16 protein-coding genes are annotated in these 21,914 nt (G+C 66.0%); 10 read left to right on the forward strand and 6 right to left on the reverse strand.

The features are described from left to right. Window positions 1-62: 62 nt before the first annotated feature. The 4 genes from GRI99_RS01500 to rpoB form a co-directional block, all read right to left on the reverse strand. On the reverse strand, window positions 63-1,172 hold the full coding sequence (locus tag GRI99_RS01500; protein WP_160770238.1) for an NADH:flavin oxidoreductase: 1,110 nt from the start codon (window positions 1,170-1,172) through the stop codon (window positions 63-65). Window positions 1,173-1,270: 98 nt separating this feature from the next. After that, window positions 1,271-1,813: a hypothetical protein gene (locus GRI99_RS01505; protein WP_160770239.1), complete on the reverse strand. Its 543-nt coding sequence runs from the start codon at window positions 1,811-1,813 to the stop codon at window positions 1,271-1,273. Between the two features lie 83 nt (window positions 1,814-1,896). Continuing rightward, entirely contained in the window at window positions 1,897-6,222 is a 4,326-nt protein-coding gene (gene rpoC / locus GRI99_RS01510) for a DNA-directed RNA polymerase subunit beta' (protein ID WP_160770240.1), read from the reverse strand. Window positions 6,223-6,286: 64 nt separating this feature from the next. Next, window positions 6,287-10,453, reverse strand: coding sequence for a DNA-directed RNA polymerase subunit beta (gene rpoB, locus GRI99_RS01515; protein WP_160770241.1), 4,167 nt, complete (start codon window positions 10,451-10,453; stop codon window positions 6,287-6,289). 450 nt (window positions 10,454-10,903) lie between these two features. On the opposite strand from rpoB, the gene GRI99_RS18820 reads away from it, so the two are divergent. The 6 genes from GRI99_RS18820 (at window position 10,904) to rplL (ending at window position 14,319) form a co-directional block, all read left to right on the forward strand. Further along, window positions 10,904-11,029, forward strand: a complete 126-nt coding sequence (locus GRI99_RS18820) for a hypothetical protein (protein ID WP_272917371.1) — start codon at window positions 10,904-10,906, stop codon at window positions 11,027-11,029. A gap of 23 nt (window positions 11,030-11,052) precedes the next feature. After that, window positions 11,053-11,592 carry a DUF2975 domain-containing protein gene (locus GRI99_RS01520; protein ID WP_160770242.1) on the forward strand — a complete coding sequence of 180 codons (540 nt, stop codon included), beginning with the start codon at window positions 11,053-11,055 and terminating at the stop codon, window positions 11,590-11,592. Further along, window positions 11,592-11,831, forward strand: a complete 240-nt coding sequence (locus GRI99_RS01525; protein ID WP_160770243.1) for a helix-turn-helix domain-containing protein — start codon at window positions 11,592-11,594, stop codon at window positions 11,829-11,831. Before GRI99_RS01520 ends, GRI99_RS01525 begins: the two co-directional genes overlap by 1 nt. A gap of 185 nt (window positions 11,832-12,016) precedes the next feature. Further along, entirely contained in the window at window positions 12,017-13,054 is a 1,038-nt protein-coding gene (locus GRI99_RS01530) for a 50S ribosomal protein L11 methyltransferase (RefSeq protein WP_160770244.1), read from the forward strand. A 313-nt stretch (window positions 13,055-13,367) separates the two neighbouring features. Then, on the forward strand, window positions 13,368-13,880 hold the full coding sequence (gene rplJ, locus GRI99_RS01535) for a 50S ribosomal protein L10 (RefSeq protein WP_160770245.1): 513 nt from the start codon (window positions 13,368-13,370) through the stop codon (window positions 13,878-13,880). 67 nt (window positions 13,881-13,947) lie between these two features. Beyond that, complete coding sequence (gene rplL, locus GRI99_RS01540) at window positions 13,948-14,319, forward strand: 50S ribosomal protein L7/L12 (protein WP_160770246.1); 372 nt, start codon at window positions 13,948-13,950, stop codon at window positions 14,317-14,319. A gap of 109 nt (window positions 14,320-14,428) precedes the next feature. Here the strand turns inward: rplL and GRI99_RS01545 are convergent, their stop codons facing one another. Beyond that, window positions 14,429-14,965: a c-type cytochrome gene (locus GRI99_RS01545; RefSeq protein ID WP_160770247.1), complete on the reverse strand. Its 537-nt coding sequence runs from the start codon at window positions 14,963-14,965 to the stop codon at window positions 14,429-14,431. Between the two features lie 248 nt (window positions 14,966-15,213). Between GRI99_RS01545 and GRI99_RS01550 the strand changes: the two genes are divergently transcribed. The 4 genes from GRI99_RS01550 (at window position 15,214) to GRI99_RS01565 (ending at window position 20,198) form a co-directional block, all read left to right on the forward strand. Further along, the gene (locus tag GRI99_RS01550) at window positions 15,214-16,599 is read left to right on the forward strand and encodes an MATE family efflux transporter (protein WP_160770248.1); all 1,386 of its coding nucleotides are present in this window, start codon (window positions 15,214-15,216) and stop codon (window positions 16,597-16,599) included. A gap of 129 nt (window positions 16,600-16,728) precedes the next feature. Further along, complete coding sequence (gene groES / locus GRI99_RS01555; protein ID WP_160770249.1) at window positions 16,729-17,016, forward strand: co-chaperone GroES; 288 nt, start codon at window positions 16,729-16,731, stop codon at window positions 17,014-17,016. A gap of 59 nt (window positions 17,017-17,075) precedes the next feature. Then, window positions 17,076-18,713, forward strand: a complete 1,638-nt coding sequence (groL, locus tag GRI99_RS01560) for a chaperonin GroEL (RefSeq protein ID WP_160770250.1) — start codon at window positions 17,076-17,078, stop codon at window positions 18,711-18,713. Between the two features lie 198 nt (window positions 18,714-18,911). Continuing rightward, window positions 18,912-20,198, forward strand: coding sequence for an APC family permease (locus GRI99_RS01565; RefSeq protein WP_160770251.1), 1,287 nt, complete (start codon window positions 18,912-18,914; stop codon window positions 20,196-20,198). On the opposite strand, the gene GRI99_RS01570 is transcribed toward GRI99_RS01565, so the two are convergent. Next, entirely contained in the window at window positions 20,195-21,907 is a 1,713-nt protein-coding gene (locus tag GRI99_RS01570; protein ID WP_160770252.1) for a GGDEF domain-containing protein, read from the reverse strand. The genes GRI99_RS01565 and GRI99_RS01570 overlap by 4 nt on opposite strands. Between the last annotated feature and the right edge of the window lie 7 nt (window positions 21,908-21,914).

A 21,914-nucleotide genomic window follows, 5' to 3' on the forward strand; every position in this document is an offset into this window, starting at 1 on the left:
TTAAGCGCAGAGGCGGGCGCATGTAAATGCAAATGCGAACAACTCGCAGAAAGGCGTAAGGCCTAGACCAGTTCGGCCATCGCCGAAGGGTTGAACTCCTCCAGCTCGCCAATCCGGCCCGCCTTCACCTTGGCGGCCCACTGGGGATCGGACAATAGCACACGGCCCACGGCAATCAGGTCGAACTCGCCGCGCTCCATCCGCTCGATCAAGGGCTCAAGCCCGGATACGGCGGAGGACTGGCCGCCGAAGGCGCTGAAGAAGTCGCTCGACAGGCCGACGGAACCCACGCTGATGGAAGGCAGGCCGGTGATCTTCTTGGCCCAGCCGGCGAAGTTCAGGCCCTGCTCACCGTCCACTTCGGGAAATTCCGGCTCCCAGAAGCGGCGCTGGGACGCGTGGAAGATGTCCACCCCGGCATCCGCCAGCGGCTGCAACCAGGCTTCCATCTCGGCCGGCGTGGTGGCGAGACGCGCGGCATAGTCCTGCTGCTTCCACTGGCTGAGGCGCAGCAGGATGGGAAAGTCCGGCCCCACGGCTTCGCGCACGGCGGCCACCACCTCGGCAGCAAAGCGGCTCCGCTCGCCAATGGTGGCCCCACCCCAGCGGTCGGTGCGCTGGTTGGTGGCGGGCCAGAAGAACTGGTCGATCAGGTAGCCGTGCGCGCCGTGCAGCTCCAGCGTGTCGAAGCCCAGGTCGCGCGCAGCGAGGGCCGACTTGGCGAATGCGGCGACGGAATCGGCAATCGCCTCCTCGCTCATCGGCTCACCCACGACCTCGTCGGGCTTGTTGAGCCCGCTTGGGGTGTCGAGCGCGGGGCGTTCGAACGACGGGTCGGCCGTGGTGCCGCCGGTGTGCCAGATCTGCGGGCCCATCTTGCCGCCGGTGGCGTGGACCGCCTCGATCACCCCGCCCCAGCCGGCCAGCGCGGCCTGACCGTGGAAGAACGGGATGTTGGGCAGGTTGCGGCTGGCGGGGCGGTCAACCACCGTACCTTCGGACAGGATCAGCCCCACCTCGCCCGCGGCGCGGCGAGCGTAATAGGCCGCGTTGGCCGCGCCCGGCACGCCGCCCGGGGCCATGTTGCGCGTCATCGGCGCCATCACGATGCGGTTCTTGAGGGTCAGCTTGGGCGAGGTGAAGGGCTGGAACAGGATGTCGGTGGAAGCCATGAGTGGTGCTCCGTCTGGATGTTGCCCCCCTCATGTAGAACGGGCCGCAGTCATGTCGATGCAGCCATTCTATACCTATTGGTAGAAAAAGCGCTGGCCTATTGCCGGAACATTAGCACGCTATGGCGCGGACCACTGATGGCCACGCCGTTTTCCAGCGTACGGCCCACGGTGTCAGCCTCATCCAGCGCCCGAAAGACATTGACGATGTGCGGCGGCAAGCCAATCGCGCAGACCGGTGCAGGCGGCGCGCCCGGCGGTGTCGGCGGCGAAGCGTCGAGCGCCGGCCCGGTAGAAATGCGCAGGCCATCGATGGAGTAGCTGCGAGTCAGCCCGGCGCAGCGCGGATCCCACCAGATTTCCTGTCCGGTGGCGCTGAGGGTCAGGCCGACAGGCTGATCGAGCGGCCGACCGTCGATCCCCGCCACCCGCCATTCGCCCGCAAGCGTGGCAATCGCCGCCAGCGGGGCAGCAGAAGGCCGTTGGTCGGCGGTAGGCGCGTCGGCAGGCGGCGCATCGGAGCCAGGCGCATCGGCGGGCGGCGCCGGGGCGCTTTGCGAACAGGCCGCCAGCAGCAGGAGCAGAAGGCAAGGGAAGGCGCGCATACCCTGGTTACGCCCAGCCACGCCTTCCGGTTCCATGGCGCCCGCACCTCCAGCAGAAACCCCGCCGGAATCGCTTCCGGCGGGGTCAATGCTGTCACCTTGCGGGTGCGAGAGATGGCTTACGCCTGCTCTTCGCCCTCAACCGAACCGTCGTGATCGGCGGCTTCGGGGTTCAGGTAATCGCCCGCATCGGCGTCAAGGCCGTGGGTTTCACCTTCCACCATGGCCAGCGGATCGTCACCGACCGCTGCTTCCGGGCCCTGGGCCAGCTCGGCCGCGTGCTCTTCGGCTGCCGTTTCCGGCGCGATCAGGTGCTCCTGCAGCTTGCGGTACGAAGCGCGCAGGGCGGCGTCGCGGCTGGAGGCGGTCACGCGGATGCGGTTCATACCCGCGCCGGTACCGGCGGGGATGAGGCGGCCCACGATGACGTTTTCCTTCAGGCCGATCAGCGTGTCCTTCTTCCCTTCGACCGCCGCCTGCGTCAGCACGCGGGTGGTTTCCTGGAACGAAGCGGCCGAGATGAACGAACGGGTCTGCAGGCTTGCCTTGGTGATGCCAAGCAGCACGGGTGTGCCCACCGCCGGCTGCTGGCCCTTGGCCAGCTTGCTGTTGTATTCGTCCATTTCCGCGCGGTCGACCTGCTCGCCCGGCAGCAGCGTGGTATCGCCGCCGTCAGTGATCTCGACCTTCTGCAGCATCTGGCGAACGATCACCTCGATGTGCTTGTCGTTGATCTTCACGCCCTGCAGGCGATAGACCTCCTGGATCTCGGTGCACAGGTATTCGGCCAGTGCCTCGACGCCCAGCACCTCGAGGATGTCATGCGGGTTGGGCGAGCCTGAAATCAGGGTATCACCCTTCTTCACAAAGTCGCCTTCCTGCACGTCGATCACCTTGGTCTTGGGGACCAGGTATTCCACGGGATCCCCCTCTTCCGGGATGATCGCGATCTTGCGCTTGGCCTTGTAGTCGCGGACGAATTCCACCCGGCCGCTGATCTTGGCGATCACCGAATTGTCCTTCGGCAGGCGCGCCTCGAACAGCTCGGCCACCCGCGGCAGACCGCCGGTGATGTCGCGCGTCTTGGCGGCTTCGCGGCTGGCGCGGGCCAGGATGTCGCCGGCGGCCACTTCCTGTCCGTCCTCGACCGAGAGGGTGGTGCCGGGCGCCAGCATGTAGCGGGCCGCTTCGGTATCGCCCTTGCCGCCTTCCTCACCCAGCAGGGTCAGGCGCGGACGCAGGTCTTCCTTCTTTGAACGGCCGGCGGCGCGGTATTCGATCACCACGCGCTGGGCGATGCCGGTGGCATCGTCCACCCGCTCTTCCAGCGTCTTGCCTTCGACCAGGTCCTGGTAGCGCACGATGCCGGCCTGTTCGGTGATGATCGGCAGGGTGAACGGATCCCATTCAGCCAGGCGATCGCCTTCCTTAACCTTGGCACCGTCCTCGTGCATGATCATGGTGCCGTAGGGCACGCGGTGGATGGCGCGCTCGCGCCCTTCCGCGTCAACCACAACCAGCTCGCCCGAACGGGCCAGCGACAGCCGGCGGCCGCGCTTGTCGGTGATGGTCGGCATGTCGCGATAGACCACCTTGCCATCCGAAATCGCTTCCAGGTGGCTGGTTTCGTTGATCTGCGCGGCACCGCCGATGTGGAAGGTACGCATGGTCAGCTGGGTGCCCGGCTCACCGATCGACTGCGCGGCGATAACGCCCACAGCCTCACCAATGTTCACCGGGGTACCACGGGCCAGGTCGCGGCCATAGCAAGTGGCACAGACGCCCTGCTCCGCTTCGCAGACCAGCGGCGAACGGATCTTGGCAACCTGGGTTTCGGCATCCTCGATGGCCTTGACCAGCGGTTCGTCAACCAGCGTGCCGGCCGGGGCGATCACTTCGCCGGTGGCGGCGTTGACGATATCCTCGGCCAGGGTACGGCCCAGGATACGCTCGCCCAGCGAGGCGATCACGCTGCCGCCCTGGATGATGGCGCGCATGTCCAGCGCGTTCTGGGTACCGCAATCCTCCTGCACGATAACGCAGTCCTGCGACACGTCGACCAGGCGACGGGTCAGGTAACCCGAGTTCGCCGTCTTCAGCGCCGTGTCCGCCAGGCCCTTGCGGGCGCCGTGGGTGGAGTTGAAGTATTCAAGAACGGTCAGGCCTTCCTTGAAGTTCGAGATGATCGGCGTTTCGATGATCTCGCCCGAAGGCTTGGCCATCAGGCCGCGCATACCGGCCAGCTGCTTCATCTGGGCCGGGCTACCACGGGCGCCGGAGTGGCTCATCATGTAGATCGAGTTGATCGGCTTCTGGCGGCCGTGCTCGTCGATCGGGGTGGCGCGGATCTTGTCCATCATGGCGTTGGCCACCTGGTCGCCGCAACGGCTCCAGGCGTCGATCACCTTGTTGTACTTTTCCTGCTGGGTGATGAAGCCGTCCTGGTACTGCTGCTCGTAATCGGCAACCAGCGCCTTGGTCTCGGCGATCAGGCCATCCTTCTCTTCCGGGATGATCATGTCATCCTTGCCGAAGGAGATGCCGGCCTTGAACGCGTGACGGAAGCCCAGCGCCATGATGGCGTCGGCAAACAGCACGGTGTCCTTCTGGCCGGTGTGGCGATAGACCTCGTCGATCACGTCGCCGATGTCCTTCTTGGTGAGCAGGCGGTTGATCGTTTCGAACGGCACCTTGTGGCTCTTGGGCAGGCACTCGCCGATCAGCATGCGGCCGGGCGTGGTGTCCACCCGCTTCATGTAGGTGTTGCCCTGCTCGTCCGTCTGCGGAACGCGGGTGGTGATCTTGGAGTGCAGCGTCACCGCCCCCACGAACAGCGCCTGGTGCACCTCGTCGATGTTGGCCAGGATCTTGCCCTCGCCCGGCTCGCCCGAACGGTCCATCGACAGGTAGTACAGGCCCAGCACCATGTCCTGCGAAGGCACGATGATCGGCTTGCCGTTGGCGGGGCTGAGGATGTTGTTGGTCGACATCATCAGCACGCGCGCTTCGAGCTGGGCTTCCAGCGAGAGCGGCACGTGGACGGCCATCTGGTCACCGTCGAAGTCGGCGTTGAAGGCCGAGCAGACCAGCGGGTGCAGCTGGATCGCCTTGCCTTCGATCAGCACGGGCTCGAACGCCTGGATGCCCAGGCGGTGCAGCGTGGGCGCGCGGTTGAGCAGCACGGGGTGCTCGCGGATCACCTCGTCCAGGATGTCCCAGACTTCCTTGCGTTCCTTCTCGACCCACTTCTTGGCCTGCTTCAGGGTCATCGACAGACCCTTGGCATCGAGGCGGGCGTAGATGAACGGCTTGAACAGCTCGAGCGCCATCTTCTTCGGCAGGCCGCACTGGTGCAGCTTGAGTTCCGGACCGGTCACGATCACCGAACGGCCCGAATAGTCGACGCGCTTGCCGAGCAGGTTCTGGCGGAAGCGGCCCTGCTTGCCCTTGAGCATGTCGGACAGCGACTTCAGCGGACGCTTGTTGGCACCGGTGATCACGCGGCCGCGGCGGCCGTTGTCGAACAGCGCGTCAACGGCTTCCTGCAGCATGCGCTTTTCGTTGCGCACGATGATGTCCGGCGCGCGCAGTTCCATCAGCCGCTTGAGGCGGTTGTTACGGTTGATCACGCGGCGGTAGAGGTCGTTCAGGTCCGAGGTGGCGAAGCGGCCGCCGTCCAGCGGCACCAGCGGGCGCAGTTCGGGCGGGATGACCGGCACCACGTCCAGGATCATCCATTCCGGCTTGTTGCCCGAATCGATGAAGCTTTCAACGACCTTCAGGCGCTTGATGATCTTCTTGGGCTTGAGGGCGGACTTGGTGGTGGCCAGTTCCTCCATCAGGTCCTCGCGCTCCTGCACGAGGTCGAGGTCCATCAGCATGGTCTTGACCGCTTCGGCGCCGATGCCGGCGCTGAAGGCGTCCTCGCCATATTCGTCCTGGTAGTCGAGCAGCTCGTCCTCGGTGAGGAGCTGGTACTTCTCCAGCGGGGTCAGGCCCGGCTCGATCACCACATAGGCTTCGAAGTACAGGATGCGCTCAAGGTTCTTGAGCTGCATGTCCAGCAGCAGGCCGATGCGCGAAGGCAGGCTCTTCAGGAACCAGATGTGCGCGACGGGCGCGGCCAGCTCGATGTGGCCCATGCGCTCGCGGCGCACCTTGGTCACGGTGACCTCGACGCCGCACTTCTCGCAGACGACGCCCTTGTACTTCATGCGCTTGTACTTGCCGCACAGGCACTCGTAGTCCTTCACCGGACCGAAGATGCGGGCGCAGAACAGGCCGTCACGCTCCGGCTTGAAGGTGCGGTAGTTGATCGTTTCGGGCTTCTTGATCTCGCCGAACGACCAGCTGCGGATGCGCTCGGGCGAGGCAATGCCGATCTGGATCTGGTCGAAGGTTTCCGGCTTCGCAATCTGGTTGGTGAATTTGCTCAGTTCGTTCATGTCTTTGTTCCCTTACGGGTGAATTCCTGGGGCGGTTGGGGAGGGGCCGAAGCCCCGCCCGCCATTATTCCGCCGCGATCGACAGGCCGTCGTCGTCCTCGCTGTCATCGGTCAGCGACGACAGTTCGACGTTGAGACCCAGCGAGCGCATTTCCTTGACCAGCACGTTGAAGCTCTCGGGAATGCCCGCCTCGAAGGTGTCGTCACCCTTGACGATCGCTTCGTAGACCTTGGTGCGGCCGACCACGTCGTCGGACTTCACCGTCAGCATTTCCTGCAGGGTATAGGCAGCGCCGTAGGCCTGCAGGGCCCACACTTCCATTTCGCCGAACCGCTGGCCACCGAACTGGGCCTTGCCGCCCAGCGGCTGCTGGGTAACGAGCGAGTACGGCCCAATCGAACGGGCGTGGATCTTGTCGTCCACCAGGTGGTGCAGCTTCAGCATGTAGATGATGCCCACGGTGACCTTGCGGTCGAAGGCTTCACCGGTGCGGCCATCGTACAGCGTCGACTGGCCGGAGCTGTCGATACCGGCCTTGACCAGCATGTCGGACACGTCGCTTTCGCGCGCGCCGTCGAACACCGGGGTACCCATCGGCACGCCGAAGCGCAGGTTGTGCGCCAGTTCGACCACTTCCTCGGTCGTGCGGCTGTCGATGTCCCCGTGGTACTGCTCGCCGTAGATATCCTTCAGCTTCTCCACCACCGCAGCCGGGGGCGCGGCGGCCTCCGGATTGGGGTTGGCGGCCCGCCATTCGTTCAGCAGCTCGCCAACCTGGTGGCCCAGCGCACGGGCGGCAAAGCCCAGGTGGGTTTCGAAGATCTGGCCCACGTTCATGCGCGAAGGCACACCAAGCGGGTTCAGCACCAGGTCAACCGGGGTGCCATCTTCCAGGAAAGGCATGTCCTCCACCGGCAGGATGCGCGAAATCACACCCTTGTTGCCGTGGCGGCCGGCCATCTTGTCGCCCGGCTGCAGCTTGCGCTTCACCGCCACGAACACCTTGACCATCTTGAGCACGCCGGGGGCCAGTTCGTCACCGCGTTCGAGCTTCTCCTTGCGGTCCTCGAACTTGTCCTTGATGGCCTTCACGGCATCATCGTACTGGGCCTTCACGGCTTCCAGCTGGCCCTGCATGTGGTCGTCGGCCACGGCGAACTTGAACCACTCGTGGCGGTCCACCTCGTCCAGCATGGCTTCGGTGATCACTTCACCCTTCTTGATGCCCTTGGGCGCGGCCGAAGCGGTCTGGCCCAGCAGCATGTCGCGCACCCGGTTGTAGGTGGCGCGGTTGAGGATGTTGCGCTCGTCCTCGCTGTCCTTCTTGAGGCGTTCGATCTCCTCGTTCTGGATGGCGCGGGTACGGTCGTCGATTTCGATGCCGTGGCGGTTGAACACGCGCACTTCCACGATCGTGCCGGCCACGCCCGGCGGCAGACGGAGCGAGGTGTCGCGCACGTCGCTGGCCTTTTCACCGAAGATGGCGCGCAGCAGCTTTTCTTCCGGCGTCATCGGGCTTTCGCCCTTGGGGGTGATCTTGCCCACCAGGATGTCGCCCGGATGCACTTCCGCGCCGATGTAGACGATGCCCGCCTCGTCGAGGTTGCGCAGCGCTTCCTCGCCCACGTTGGGGATGTCGCGGGTGATGTCTTCCGGCCCCAGCTTGGTATCGCGGGCCATCACCTCGAACTCCTCGATGTGGATCGAGGTGAACACGTCATCCTTCACGATGCGTTCGGAGATGAGGATCGAGTCCTCGTAGTTGTAGCCGTTCCACGGCATGAACGCGACCAGGCTGTTGCGGCCCAGCGCCAGTTCGCCCAGGTCGGTGGAGGGGCCATCGGCGATGATGTCGCCCTTCTCCACCACGTCGCCCACCTTCACCAGCGGACGCTGGTTGACGCAGGTGTTCTGGTTGGAGCGCTGGAACTTCTGCAGCGTGTAGATGTCCACGCCGGGGTTGCCGGCATCGACATCGCCCGATGCGCGCACCACGATGCGGGCCGCGTCCACCTGGTCCACCACGCCCGAGCGCAGGGCCGAGATCGCCGCGCCCGAATCGCGCGCCACGGTCTCTTCCATGCCGGTGCCCACCCACGGGGCCTCGGCCTTGACCAGCGGCACCGCCTGGCGCTGCATGTTCGAGCCCATCAGCGCGCGGTTGGCGTCGTCGTTTTCCAGGAACGGAATCAGCGAGGCGGCAACCGAGACGAGCTGCTTGGGCGACACGTCCATCAGGGTGACCTGCTGGTTGGGTGCCATCACGAATTCGCCGTTCTGGCGGGCCGAGATCAGGTCTTCCACGAAGGTGCCGTCAGCCGTGGTTTCGGCCGAGGCCTGGGCCACGGTGTGCTTCTGCTCTTCCATGGCGGAGAGGTATTGCACCTCGCCGGTCACCTTGCCGTCGATCACCTTGCGGTACGGGGTTTCGATGAAGCCGTACTTGTTGACGCGCGCGAAGGTGCTCAGCGAGTTGATCAGGCCGATGTTCGGGCCTTCCGGCGTTTCGATCGGGCAGATGCGGCCATAGTGCGTGGGGTGAACGTCGCGCACTTCGAAGCCGGCGCGCTCGCGGGTGAGACCACCCGGACCCAGGGCCGAAACGCGGCGCTTGTGCGTCACTTCCGACAGCGGGTTGGTCTGGTCCATGAACTGCGAGAGCTGGCTGGAGCCGAAGAACTCGCGCACCGCGGCCACAGCCGGCTTGGCGTTGATCAGGTCGTTCGGCATCACGGTGGACACGTCGACCGACGACATGCGCTCCTTCACGGCGCGTTCCATGCGCAGCAGGCCCACGCGGTACTGGTTTTCCAGCAGTTCGCCCACCGAACGGACGCGGCGGTTGCCGAGGTTGTCGATATCATCGACCTCGCCCTTACCGTCCTTCAGGTTCACCAGTTCCTTGACCACGGCCAGGATGTCTTCCTTGCGCAGTGTCGTCACGGTGTCCTCGGCGTCAAGACCCAGGCGCATGTTCAGCTTCACGCGGCCCACGGCCGACAGGTCATAGCGCTCGGCATCGAAGAACAGGCCTTCGAACAGCGCCTCGGCGGTTTCCTTCGTCGGCGGCTCACCCGGACGCATGACCTTGTAGATCGCCTCCAGGCCCTCGTCGCGGTTCTCGGCCTTGTCGACTTCCAGCGTGTTGCGGATCCACGGGCCGGTGTTGACGTGGTCGATGTCCAGCAGGTCGATCTGGTCGATCCCGGCGGCATCGATCTTGTCGAGGTTCTCAGGGGAAACTTCGTCGCCCGCCTCGATGTAGATGCGGCCGGTCTTCTCGTCGATCAGGTCACGCGCCGAATAGCGGCCGAAGATTTCCTCGGTCGGGATCAGCAGGCGCTCCAGCCCGTCCTTGGCGGCCTTGTTGGCGGCGCGGGGCGAAACCTTCTGGCCGGCGGGGAACACTTCCTCGCCGGTCTTGGCATCAACCAGGGCGAAGCCCGGCTTGGCGTTGCGCCACTGCTCGGCCACGAAGGGGATTTCCCAGCCGCCCTTGCCGCGCTTCCAGGTGACGGTTTCGTAGAAGTAGTTGAGGATCTGCTCGCCATCCAGGCCCAGGGCATAGAGCAGCGAGGTGACCGGCAGCTTGCGCTTGCGGTCGATACGCACGTTCACGATGTCCTTGGCGTCGAACTCGAAGTCCAGCCACGAGCCGCGGTACGGGATCACGCGGGCGGCGAAAAGGAACTTGCCGCTGGAGTGGGTCTTGCCGCGGTCATGGTCGAACAGCACACCCGGCGAACGGTGCATCTGCGACACGATCACGCGCTCGGTGCCGTTGATGAAGAAGGTGCCGTTCTCCGTCATCAGGGGCATATCGCCCATGTAGACGTCCTGCTCCTTGATATCGAGGACGCTGCGGGTCTCGGTTTCGTTGTCCACCTCGAACACGATCAGGCGCAGGGTCACCTTCATCGGGGCAGCATAGGTGATGCCGCGCTGGCGGCATTCGGTTACGTCGTACTTGGGGTCTTCCAGCTCGTAATGGACGAAGTCCAGCTCGCTGGTGCCGGCGAAGTCGCGGATCGGGAACACCGAACGCAGGGTCTTTTCCAGGCCCGAGACATAGCCGGTGGCCTTGTCGGACCGCAGGAACTGCTCATAGCTTTCGCGCTGCACCTCGATCAGGTTCGGCATCTGCACCACTTCGTGGATGTCGCCGAAGATCTTGCGGATGCGCTTGCTCTTGGTGCCCGTGTGTTCGGGGGCTTTCGCCTTGCTCGCCATATGAAGGACCGTGCCTCTTGCATTGGGCCGACACGAAGGACTCGCGCCGGCGGGAAAAACCGGATCGGCGGAGGGGCCGGGAGACGCGAGAAAAGGCCGCACGTGTCGCGGTGCAAGCACCCGACCGGCAGCCTTGATTCGTCATCTCACGGGAGCCGGGCTTCCTTCCTGTGGCACACCCCCGCGATAAGGTGCGCCTTGCTCGAAGCGATCGGCTGGGGCGGCATATAGGCGGGGGGTGCGCGCGAGTCAAACGCGCTGCACCGGTTCCAGGCTGCACTTGGCCGCGCTCTGTGCCTGCTGGACGCACCTGAAAACTCGGGGATTTTCGCGAAACGATATGGCGCACATTGTTTTTCGATAATATTGATTGACGATAAGCGCGAATCAGATTATTGAATATCGATATCGGAAGCATCGTGCTTCGATAAACGAACCAAGGACCCGACCATGACCCGCATCTTTTCCAACACCATCGCCCTGATGACCGCCCTGCTCATCACCACCGCCACTTTCGCCGAAGCCATGCGCGTTCCCGCCCGGCAAACCGCGCCGATCAGCGCTTACCTGGCCTGAACGGCGCCTCGGGGAGACCAGCCATGAAGACCGCTCTCAACGATCCCCTGCTGACCGTGGCCCGCGTGGCGACATGGGTGGTGCAGGTCATGCTGCTCATTGCCCAGGTGGCGCTGGGCGTGGCCATTGCCGCCGTGGTCATCGCCGCGCTCGGTTACCTGCCGGACAATGCCACCGTCTCGGGCATCGACCACTTGCAGCCTGCCGCCCTGTGGGCAGCCGCGCTTGCGATGGCGCTGGTGCTGGCGGCGCTGGGCATGGCAACCCAGTTCGTGGTCCGCCTGCGCCAGATCATCGACACCGTGGGCGAGGGCGACCCCTTTGTGGCCGATAACGCCCGCCGGCTGACGCGGATGGCCTGGCTGATCGTAATCGGTCAGGTGCTGACCATCATCGCCGGAGCGATCGGCACCTGGATCGAGGCGACAGACGGCGCTGCCGAGTTCGACCTGGAATTCAGCATCTCGCTCTCGGGCTTCATCCTCGCCCTCATCCTGTTCATCCTGGCCCGCGTGTTCCGCAAGGGGGCCGAGATGCGCGCCGAGCTGGAAGGGACCGTGTGATGGGCGCCGACAGCGAAACAGAAGGAACCGCCATCGTGGTCAAGCTGGACGACCTGCTCCACGCCCGCCGCATGACGCTGACAGAGCTTTCCGAACGGATCGGCCTCACCCTCGCCAACCTGTCGATCCTGAAGACCGGCAAGGCCAAGGCGATCCGCTTTTCCACCCTGGAGGCAATCTGCCGCGAACTGGATTGCCAGCCGGGTGACCTGCTGGGCTATGCTCCGGCTGCCGACTGATACTGCGATACAGGTTACCGGTGGTGGGCGGCGCTGTCCGGCAGCGCCGCCCATACTGCCTTTCCCGACCACGCCACCCCGCACCAGGTGCCGGAATGCAGCCCCGGTGAATTCCGTTGGAGCGGCACGCGCTCTTCCGATAACGACACAAGGCCGCATTCCTGCAAGCAAAGGACACAGGTTCCATGACTGTTGCCGGCCAGGGGTCGCCATTCTTCGATTCGCCCGAGCAGTTCCTGACCGTGGGCCATGGCCTGGCTGCGCGGGGCAAGGGGGAAGCCGCGCGTGCCTGGGTGATGGATGGCCTGGCGGCCAACCCCGGCAGCAAGTTGCACCGCGAACTGGGTCGCCTGATCCTGTCGCACGGCATGGACGATTTTCACCTGGGCATGTTGCAGGACAGCCGTCGCAACGCGCTCTATCGCCAGGCCATCGAAAAGGTCGCCCCGGGCCGGGTGGTGCTCGATATCGGCACCGGGTCCGGCCTGCTTTCGATGATCGCCGCGCGCGCCGGGGCCGAGCGGGTGGTGACCTGCGAGTTCACGCCGACGATGGCCGCCACGGCGCGGGCGATCATCGCCGCCAACGGCCTTGCTGACCGGATCACCGTCCACGATTGCCATTCGAACAGGCTGGACCGTGACCGCGACCTGGCTGGCGGGGCCGACCTGGTGGTGTCCGAGATTTTCGCGTCCGACGTGGTGGGCGAGAGCATGCAGCCAAGCCTGGAACACGCGCGCACCCATCTCTGCCGCCCCGATGCCCTGTTCGTGCCCCCGGCCGGCCAGGCGGTGGTGGTCCTGGCCTGCGACCCGCACGAGCCGGGGCCCCTGGGCGAAGTGGAAGGCTTCGACCTCTCTGCCCTCAATGGCCATCTCGAGCCGATGCGCCGGGTCAAGGCCTGGGACCCCGATCTCGTTCTGTGCAGCGAGCCGGCCGACCTGTTTTCCTTCGCCTATCGCGCCGGGGAGCCCATCGCACAGACCGGCCGCGCCTCGGTCCGTCTGGCGGCACGCGGCGGCCGGGTAACCGGCGTGCTGCAATGGCTGCGGATCGATTTTGGTGACGGGCTGGTCTACGAGAACGCGCCCGGCCCGGACCGCACCCCGCACTGGGAGCTGTTCTACCACCCGTTCGACAACCCGCGCGACCTCTCCCCGGGTGAACTGGTGGAGGTGCACGGCTTCTTCCATCGCCACGCAATGGTGGTCTGGGCAGACTGAGCGGCCGCTGCCCGCGCTTGACTCTGCGCCCGTTTGGGCTAATTGCCCGCCCCGACCATTTCGGTGGTCATCCGTCCGAGACAGTTGGTGCCGGTTCCCGGCTTAATTCCCAGCCTAGACGGGGACAGAGATTTTCCGGGCAGCCTGCTGCCCGCTGGCGCTCCATTCATGGCGCGCACCTCCTTCCCCCTCAAACGGACTCGCCCGTGTTGCCCAGGCAGCATGGACAAACGTAGCCGTCCGTCCCTCTTCGCCGTGGCGGACATTTGTGCCAACGCATGGCTTGTCCATGCGGAAGCAAGAAGGAGTAAGCATGGATCGTTCGCAGAAAGCCGACGCGGTCGCCCAGCTTGCCGCAACCTTCAACGAGGTTGGCGTGGTGGTTGTCACCCGCAACCTGGGCATGTCGGTGGAGCAGTCCACCGCCCTGCGCGTGAAGATGCGGGAGGCCGGAGCCTCGTTCAAGGTTTCCAAGAACAGTCTTGCCAAGCTGGCCATCGCCGACACCGACTATGCCGGTATCGGCGATATGCTCACCGGGCCGGTGGCTCTGGGCACTTCGGTGGATCCCGTGGCTGCGGCCAAGGTGATCGTCGAGTTCGCCAAGACCAACGACAAGCTCGAGATCGTGGGCGGTTCGCTGGGTTCCGTGGTGCTTGATGAGGCCGGTGTCCGGTCGCTCGCCACCATGCCGTCGCTGGACGAGATGCGCGCCAAGCTCATCGGTCTGGTGCAGGCCCCGGCAACCAAGATCGCCCAGGTGGTCGTGGCTCCGGCAGGCAAGCTGGCCCGCGTCTTTGGCGCCTACGCCAAGGAAGCCGCGTAAGACTGTTTATCCGATTCTGCCCCGCGCCCTTGCGGGGTGTGCAACATTTTGAATGGAGTGAATTATCATGGCTGATATCGCCAAGCTCGTTGAAGAACTGTCGAAGCTGACCGTCCTGGAAGCCGCTGACCTCGCCAAGGCCCTGGAAGAAGCATGGGGCGTTTCCGCCGCTGCTGCCGTGGCCGTGGCTGCTCCGGCTGCTGCCGCTGCCGAAGCCGTCGAAGAGAAGACCGAATTCGACGTCATCCTGACCGGCGACGGCGGCAACAAGATCGCCGTCATCAAGGAAGTCCGCGCCATCACCTCGCTGGGCCTGACCGAAGCCAAGGCGCTGGTCGAATCGGCTCCGAAGGCGATCAAGGAAGGCGTGAACAAGACCGAGGCCGAGGAAATCAAGGCCAAGATCGAAGCTGCCGGCGGTACTGTCGAGCTGAAGTAAGTCCTGTCGGGGGCGGGCCGCCACGGTCCGCCTCCGCTGGCCACGAAAAAGGCGGCGTCTCCGGGTGGAGGCGCCGCCTTTTTCGTATGCCCCTATGGGGGCCGCGCGCTTACAGCGTCTTGAGGTAGGCGATGATCGCCCGGCGGTCACCGGCGCTCAGCGGTCCGATCGCCATCGTGGTGCCCGGCACCATCGCCTGCGGGTTGGTCAGGTAGCGGTCGAGGTTGGCGTCGGTCCAGCTCACGCCCAGGTCCTTCATGCCGTTGGTATAGCTGAACCCGGCAACGCTGCCGGCGCGGCGGCCGGCCACGCCCGCCAGCGAGGGGCCGATGCCGTTCTGGCCCGGCTGGATCGAGTGGCACACGCCGCACTGGGCGAACGAGGCCGGGGCGGTTACCGGCGCGGCGGGTGCGGCAGCGGCAACCTGCGTGGGCGAGGCGCTGGGCGAAGGCGTGGCGCTGGCCGCAGCAGCCGGGCTGGCCGAAGCCGAAGCCGAGGGCGCCGGCGTGGCGCTGGCCGCAGCCGAAGGGGCAGCAGCCGCCGAGGGCGCAGCCGAAGCTTCAGGGGCCGGTTCTTCCGACGGGCCGCAGGCGGCAAGGGCAAGAGCGAGGGCGGAGACGGCAACGACACTGTAACGGCTACGCATGGACTGGCGGTTCCCTAAGCTGGCCTTGCCCGTGGCCCGGACAAAGTCATGGTGACGATTCCCTGCGCTGTTAGCGCCCGCCCGCACCCTTGGCGAGTAGGCTTTTGGCGTATGGTGCAACGCGGCACGCACCTTGTGGCACGGGAGCCGCACTCTCCGGGCAAGCGGCGTGATGGCACCTTCGCCCTTTCGCCACCTGGCACTTGGGGCTAACCGGACCGGCTGCCCGAGACGGCAGGCAGACCTGTATGCACCCCGTGGCCCACCCTCGTCCGCTCGGCTGGAAAGCCGAATGCGCCCAGACCCTGCAGATCGCAGGGCCGCTGGCGCTGGCCAACGTTCTGCAGATGCTGACCTATGCGGTGGACGTGATCTTCATCGCCCGCCTGGGCACGGCCGAACTGGCGGCAAGCTCGCTGGTCATCTCGATCCTGGGCACGCTGGTGTGGTCGCTGCACGGGCTTGGCGGCGCGGTGGCCCCTGTCATCGCGGCAGAACTGGGCGCACGCGCCCCGGCCTTGCGGGCGGTGCGCCGATCGGTCCGCATGGCGCTGTGGCTGGCCGTCATCAGCGGCCTGGTGGTGATGGGCTTGCTGTCGCAGGGGCCTGCCCTCATGCGGCTGACCGGGCAGGACCCGGCGCTGATCGAGCTTGCCCAGCGCTACAACATGGTCCTGCTTTGGTGCGTGGTGCCGATGGTCATGGCCAGCGTGCTCCGCAATTTCGTTTCTGCCCTGGGGCGGCCGGTCCTTGCCACCATCATCACCGGGCTATCGGTGCTGGTGAACGCCACGGGCAATTACATGCTTGTGTTCGGCAACTGGGGTGCGCCCGCCATGGGGCTTGAAGGGGCGGCCCTTGCCACGATCATCTCCGCCTTGTTTGTCCTGGCAGCCTATATCGTGGCGATCCGGCTTGATCCGCGGCTGGCCCGCTACCGGGTGTTCGGTCGCTTCTGGCGACCGGACTGGCAGCGGCTGTGGCAGCTTTTGCGCATCGGCCTGCCGATCTCCGCCACCATCCTGGCCGAAGCGAGCGTTTTTGGTGCGGCAGCGTTCCTGATGGGCCGGATCGGGGCGGACGAACTTGCGGCGCATACGCTGGCGCTCAACATTGCCAGCTTCGCCTTCCAGGTGCCCCAAGGGGTTGCCCAGGCCACCGCAATCCGGGTGGGCTATTACTTCGGTGCCCGCGAGCCGGTGGGCCTGGCACGGGCAGGCTGGGCGGGGATCGTGATGGGAACGGCCTTCATGCTGCTGACGGCGCTAGCCATGCTGCTGGCCCCGCAACACCTGCTGGCCCTTTACATCGACCCCTGGGACCCGGCCAACGCCGGACTGGTCGCCATGGCCTCGACCTACCTGATGGTCGGCGCAGCCTTCCAGTTGTTCGATGGCATGCAGGTAGTGGGCGCAGGCGCGCTGCGCGGCCTGCAGGATACCCGCGTGCCGATGTGGTTTGCCCTGTTCGCCTACTGGGTGCCGGGTTTCGGTCTGGCCGTGGGGCTGGGCTTTTTCACCGCGCTGAAGGGCCTGGGCGTGTGGATCGGCCTGGCCGTGGGCCTGGTCTTTGCCTCGGCGCTGCTGCTCAGCCGCTGGCACCGCCGGGAACGGCTGGGGCTGGTCCCGCGCTGACCGCGCGCGATTTTTTGTAGCGGAGAATCCTTGACGGCCCCGAGCCGTCCACCCATATGGCCGCCCGTTGGCACTCTCATGGGGGGAGTGCCAGAATCTTTAGATAGCAAACAGGAAGAGGTCCATATCATGGCATTCCGTCCGCTGCACGACCGCGTGCTGGTCCGTCGCATCGAAGCCGAGGAAAAGACCGCCGGCGGCATCATCATCCCCGACAGCGCCAAGGAAAAGCCCTCCGAGGGCGAGATCGTGGCCGTGGGCAACGGCGCCCGCGCCGAGAACGGCACCGTCACGCCGCTCGACGTGAAGGTGGGTGACCGCGTGCTGTTCGGCAAGTGGTCCGGCACCGAGGTGAAGGTGAACGGCGAAGACCTGATCATCATGAAGGAAAGCGACATCATGGGCGTGCTGGGCTGATTGCCCACCATGCCTGAACCGCTTTTCCAACCAGAATATTCGCAAGAAGGAACAAGACAATGGCTGCCAAGGACGTAAAGTTCGGCCGTGACGCGCGCGAGCGCATCCTCAAGGGCGTGGACACCCTCGCCAACGCCGTGAAGGTGACCCTGGGCCCCAAGGGCCGCAACGTGGTGATCGACAAGAGCTTCGGCGCTCCGCGCATCACCAAGGACGGCGTCTCCGTCGCCAAGGAAATCGAACTGAAGGACAAGTTCGAGAACATGGGCGCGCAGATGCTGCGCGAAGTGGCGTCGAAGACCAACGACCAGGCCGGTGACGGCACCACCACCGCCACCGTGCTGGCCCAGGCGATCGTGCGCGAAGGCATGACCGCTGTTGCCGCCGGCATGAATCCGATGGACCTGAAGCGCGGCATCGACCTCGCCGTGACCAAGGTGGTCGAGGATCTCGTCGCCCGCTCGAAGCCGGTTTCCGGCTCCAGCGAAATCGCCCAGGTCGGCATTATCTCGGCTAACGGCGACACCGAAGTCGGCAACAAGATCGCGGAAGCGATGGAGAAGGTCGGCAAGGAAGGCGTGATCACCGTGGAAGAGGCCAAGGGCCTCGAATTCGAGCTGGATGTCGTGGAAGGCATGCAGTTCGATCGCGGCTACCTGTCGCCTTACTTCGTGACCAATGCCGAGAAGATGACCGTCGAGCTCGACAACCCCTACATCCTGATCCACGAGAAGAAGCTGTCGTCGCTGCAGGCGATGCTGCCGATCCTGGAAGCCGTGGTGCAGAGCGGCCGTCCGCTCCTCATCATCGCCGAGGATATCGAGGGCGAGGCGCTGGCCACCCTGGTGGTCAACAAGCTGCGCGGTGGCCTGAAGATCGCCGCCGTGAAGGCACCGGGCTTCGGTGACCGCCGCAAGGCCATGCTGCAGGATATCGCCATCCTCTCGGCCGGCGAGATGATCAGCGAAGACCTGGGCATCAAGCTGGAAAACGTGACGCTGAACATGCTGGGCCAGGCCAAGCGCGTCACCATCGACAAGGACAACACCACCATCGTCGATGGCGCCGGCAATGCCGACGACATCAAGGCCCGCGTGGAGCAGATCCGGGCGCAGATCGAAGTGACCACTTCGGACTACGACCGCGAGAAGCTGCAGGAACGTCTGGCCAAGCTGGCTGGCGGCGTGGCCGTGATCAAGGTCGGCGGCGCATCGGAAGTCGAGGTGAAGGAGCGCAAGGACCGCGTTGACGATGCGCTGCACGCCACCCGCGCTGCGGTGGAAGAAGGCATCGTCCCCGGCGGCGGCACCGCGCTGCTCTATGCCACCAAGGCCCTGGAAGGCCTGAAGGGCGCCAACGACGACCAGACCAAGGGCATCGACATCGTGCGCCGGGCGATCACCGCCCCGGTGAAGCAGATCGCCACCAACGCGGGCCACGATGGCGCCGTGGTGTCGGGCAACCTGCTGCGTGAAGGCGATGAGACCCAGGGCTTCAACGCTGCTACCGATACCTATGAAAACCTGGTCGCGGCCGGCGTGATCGACCCGACCAAGGTGGTGCGCACCGCGCTGCAGGATGCAGCTTCGGTCGCCGGCCTGCTGATCACCACCGAAGCGGCGATCAGCGAAATGCCCGAAGACAAGCCCGCCCCGGCCATGCCGGACATGGGTGGCATGGGCGGCATGGGTTTCTGACCGGATAGCGGCCCGGCTGGTTCTGCCAGCCAGTGCTCGCGCCGGTCCGGCCAGCGGAGCGAAGCTTCGACTGACGACGCGGGCTTTGCCCGCGGCGGCCAAGCCAGACCAACAGCAGGGGCCGGAGGGAGCAATCCTTCCGGCCCCTTTGCTTTGGCCGCCGTTGGTGTAGCCTGCCCTGTCGAAGGGGGGCGCAGCATGGCCGAACAACCGTCACCACCGCGCGCCATCGGCCTTGCCGGGGCCGTGCTGATCAACCTCAACGGGGTGATCGGATCGGGCATCTTTGCCCTGCCCGCACTGATCCTGGCGGGCGTGGGCACCATTGCCCCGCTGGTAGTGCTGGCCTTTGCCGTGCTGGTGCTGCCTCCGATGCTGGTGCTGGGCAAGCTTTCCACCGGGTTCGACCAGTCCGGCGGCCCGCAGCTTTACGTGGAGCGCGCCTTTGGCCCGCTGGCCGGGTTCCTGGCCGGCTGGGGGCTGCTGGGGCAGAACCTGGCGGCAAGGGCGGCCAACTTCCTGGTGCTGGTGGCTTACCTCGCCGCGCTGTTCCCGGTGTTCGACCAGCCGCTGGTCCGCAGCCTTACCGTGGCGGGCCTGATCGGCTGCTTCACCGCATTGAGCATGGTTGGCACCCGCGCTTCGGTGGGCGGACTGTGGGTGGGAACCCTGTTCAAGCTGGGGCCGATCCTGCTGGTCTGCGTTGCGGGCCTGCTGACCAACGGCGTGCCGCAGACGGTGCGCCTGCCGGTTTTCAGCGACGTGGAGGCAATCGCGCTGCTGCTGGCTTATGCCTATTCGGGCGGGCACCTGGTGACTGTGGCAGCGGGCGAGGTGGCCGATGCGCGGCGCACAGTGTTCCGCGCCATCCTGCTCAACCTGGCGGTGATCGCGTTGTTCTATGCCTTCGTGGTCTGGGCCTATGCTGCCATCGATCCGCCAGACGTGAATGCCGATCGCCCTCTGGCCAGCGCGGGGCAGGCCGTGCTGGGCACATTCGGGCTGGCGGCAATCAGCGTGGCGGCGATCTTCTCCACCGGGACCAACCAGCTCAGCTATTTCGTGTCGATGCCGCGCGTGCTGTTCGGCATGGCCGAGCGCGGGCTTCTGCCCGCCGGGCTGGGCCGCGTGCACCCGCGCTTCCTGACACCCGCCAACGCGATCCTGGCCTATGCCGCGCTGGTCCTGGTGCTGGCCCTATCCGGCACCTTTGCCACGCTGGCGACCTTCATGGTGGCGCTGGAGGCGCTGGTGCTGCTGGCCGCCGTGCTGGCCCTGCCGGTGCTGTGGCGGCGCAGGCACTTCACCATCACCGGCTGGCGCGCCTGGGCCTGGGGCGCGGTGATCGCAGCGGCCGTGGCATTCGAGCTGTGGATGGAGGCGCAGGCCCCGGTGGAGGCCCTGCTGCCCACGCTGGGCGTGCTGCTGGCGGGCTCGCTGGTCTATCTGCTGGCCCGCCAGCGTGGCCGCACGAAAAAGGCCTAGGCCGCCTTGGGCCGCGGGAAGATCAGCGCGGTACCGGTCTGGTCCAGTTCATAGCACAACCGGTCGCGCCCGGCGTTCTTGGCCTTGTACAGCGCCAGGTCCGCCGCGTGATAGGCATCGGTCATGCCGCCATCGCCAACCACCGCCAGCCCTGCGCTTACCGTCAATGGATAGCGCAGGTGCGGCACGGCGACGGCCACGGCAGACGACAGGCGATGGCGCAGCACGTTGACCTGCAGGGCCGCCAGGCTGGCCGAGCGGGCGGTGACGGCCACGGCGAATTCCTCGCCCCCCAGGCGGAACGCGGTCAGCGTCATGCCCGCTTCGGTCGTGCAGCGGGCCAGCTCGGCCCCGATGGCGACCAGCACCTCGTCGCCCGTGCGGTGGCCCTGCCGGTCGTTGATCCGCTTGAAGTGGTCGGCATCCAGAATTGCCAGGTATTCCCCCCGTCGCCAGGTTCGCTGGTCGAAAGCGCGGCGGTTGGGCAGGCCGGTCAGCATGTCGGTCTGGGCCAGCAGTTCCTGGGCCCGTTCCTTGGCACGGGCCAGGTCGCGCTCCTGCCGCAGGATACCGATGCGCCATGTGATGCCGGCGGCCATCACTACCGATTGCAGCGCCATGGCCAAGTAGAAGGCATAGTCCCACTCGGCCGGGGCAACGTAGAGGTTCAGGCCACGCATCACCCGGTCCAGCCCAACCGCCACGGGCGGGATCCAGGCCAGCGCCACCACCCGGATCGCGCGGCTGCCGCGCCGCCAGGCCATCACGCACAGCATGGCGAAGCACGGCACCGCCGGAATGAAGGCCACGTGATAGAGCGGGCGACTGACAAACGGGAACAGCGGACCCACGGCCACGAACAGCACGCCCGCCATACCGGCGATGATGCTGGCGCCATAGGCCTGGCGCACGGCCCAGCGCGGCAGGGCAGTGTGTTCGAGGAAGGTCACCAGCAGCGGCCCCATCATCGCCATCGAGAAGCTGAGCGACAGATAGCTGGTGGCGCTGCGCCCCCACATGCCCAGCCCGGGCAGCGCCATGTGCAGCAGCGAACTGGACGACAGCGTGTAGAGCAGCAGGAAAGCCACCATCGCCCCGTGCCACAGCGAGAACGGGCTTTTCAGCGCCACCGACAGCGCCAGGGCATAGACGGCCACGATCAGCAGCATGCCGCAGAACAGGGCGAACAGCACCAGGCCCTGTTCGCGCGCCGCGTCGTCCACCCGTTCGGGCACCACGGTTGCCATCAGGGTGTTGTTGCGATCGATCGCGCCGGTCACGCGCAGCCACACGGCGGTTGCCTGCTCACCCTTGGCCAGCAGCGGCAGGGCAAAATTGGTGCCCAGCGTCCAATGCCGCGCCACCTCGTCGGCGGTATAGTGGGCGCGCCGCTCGCGTCCGTCGGCCAGGCTGACCACCACGTCGATCGCGGAAAATGCCAGGGCATCGCTGGTCAGTACCTGCGGCTCGCTGGCCCGGCCCGGCGGCAGGCCAAGCCGCACCCACAGGTGCTCGTGGGCGAAGTCGCGCGCACGCGGCTGGCAGTTCCAGCCGGGGGTGCCGCGCGCCTGGTCCAGCGTCAGGGCCTGGTCGCTGGCCAGCACACAGCGGCTCACCGGCTGCGCCGCCCGGGCCGGCGCTGACAGCGTCAGACCAAGCAGGACAGCCAGCACCAGCGCCGCGAGCGCCCGCTGAACCACTCCAACCATGCTGCCA

It is taken from the genome of Alteraurantiacibacter buctensis (assembly GCF_009827655.1).
GTDB lineage: Bacteria > Pseudomonadota > Alphaproteobacteria > Sphingomonadales > Sphingomonadaceae > Alteraurantiacibacter > Alteraurantiacibacter buctensis.